Raw genomic sequence first — 1793 nt, 5'->3', positions numbered from 1 at the left:
GCTGGTTTGGTCGTTGTTCATTAAGCTGGCTTTCATATCAGCGAGATAACGCTTATCCGAGTTCAAATAACTCATAAACGGGGCAATGGATTTTGAATTAATTTCCAAACTTGGATCAGTCGTTGTCATGTACTTAACCGTCGCGTCAGTGTCGTTGTCATGCATGGCAGTAATCATATCATCAACTTGTTTGGATTTACTGTATTTGCCGGCACCATAGAAGTAAGTACCGACTAGGATCAAAATGACTAAAATAATTAGACTGATCCAGATTTTCTTTTTACGGGAACCCTTTTTCCGCTTTCGGTTCCGTTTCGGTGCCTTTTTAGTCACGGTAGAATCAGTTTCAAGTGGTTCGGCCGGTTTGGAATCAGGTTCATACGTTGGTTTTACGTCATTATTAGTCGGCTTATTCGTACTGGTCGTTACAGGCTTTAAGCGATAACCGCAGTTTTGACAGAATACATCATCGGGACTTACTTTCGCCCCGCAATTTGGACATGTTGACATATTACTCACCTCTGAGATTTAAATTGATTGAAGATGTAACGATAAGCATTAGGTAAAGCCCGGTTCCAGTACGGCCAGTTGTGATTGCCAAAGTGGTCGACCTGATAGGTTGGTTTGATCTGATGCTGTTGCAACTGTTTAACAAATAGATTAACGTCAGCGATTGGCACCGTCGTATCAAGCGCGGTGGTTTCAATGTAAAAATGAGCTGGCGATTTTTCCTGGTTTAAGTAGTTCGCTAAATAACGGCTTGGCTGAGCTTGTTCAAAGGCCTGCTGGTTAAAGGCGCCATTGACCTTAAAGGCATCCACTTGCGCATTAGTTTGCACGGTTGGTGGCACCTTTTGCCAGATGGCCGGTGAAACTAACGCGGCAACTGAAAAGAGGTGCGGATGACGGAAAGTCAATCGCGCAGCGCCATAGCCACCCATTGAAATGCCGCCGATTGCCCGTTGGTTTTGACCGGCTAGCTGGTACGCTTTGGTTGTTTCAGGAATGAGGTTATTAGTGATAGCAGATTCCATTTTCTCTTTAGTGGTATTTAAGTAGAATGAATTACCACCATCGGGGAAAATCGCAACCACGGGTAAATGCTTTTGAGCCACCAGTCGATCCAAATAAGCCTTGGAATGCGCTTGTGCAGTCAAATTGGTTTCATCGCCGTAAAGGCCATGCAACATATAAATGACTGGGAAATGCGTCCCTTGTTGCTTTAAACGGTCATAGTTCCGTGGCAAATACACGCGGTACCGCCAGTTTCGGTGCAGTTGCGAACTGTACATCGTCCGTGACAGGACGCGACTAGGTGTTGGTGCCACGGTGGCTTGCTTTTGACGTGGAACCGGTTTTGGCTTCTCCGACTGCTTGGTAGTCTGTTCTTGTTTTGAATGATTCTGGCCAGTTTGTTTTGCCGGTGGATTTAACGAATGCACCAGCCCACCAAGGATTACCCCAATAATCACGATGGCGCTGATAACAACTGCCCAGAGGTTTCTTTTCACGACTAAGCCCCCTCATAACCCTGTCAAGAATTGAAAACTTAATATTAAGATAATTCTACGTGAATGATAAGAACGTTTCAAGACTGGTGGGAATAGAATATAGTAGACGATTGTCTAACTACAGTGTGAAACCGCTTTATTTATCGTTGTCCATATTTTGATTAATTTACGGAAAGAAAGTCAAAAAAATTTCAAAAAAATTATTACAATTTAAGGAAAATAATGTGCCGCTCTGTGGGCAATGGAAACGTTATCGACTTTTGAAGATGGGAAAGGCATGAG

2 protein-coding genes are annotated in these 1793 nt (G+C 43.7%); both read right to left on the bottom strand.

The features are described from left to right. Positions 1-510, bottom strand: a 510-nt coding sequence (locus AB3112_RS11235) for a zinc ribbon domain-containing protein (protein ID WP_367334541.1), incomplete at its 3' end; no start/stop codon positions are given. Between the two features lie 5 nt (positions 511-515). After that, positions 516-1511: an alpha/beta hydrolase gene (locus AB3112_RS11230; RefSeq protein WP_367334540.1), complete on the bottom strand. Its 996-nt coding sequence runs from the start codon at positions 1509-1511 to the stop codon at positions 516-518. Between the last annotated feature and the right edge of the window lie 282 nt (positions 1512-1793).

Origin of the sequence: Lentilactobacillus sp. (assembly GCF_040773105.1) — a bacterium.
Lineage (GTDB): Bacteria > Bacillota > Bacilli > Lactobacillales > Lactobacillaceae > Lentilactobacillus > Lentilactobacillus parabuchneri.
The sequence above is the reverse complement of the archived record's forward strand: the minus strand, read 5'-3'. Positions and strand labels throughout refer to the sequence as shown.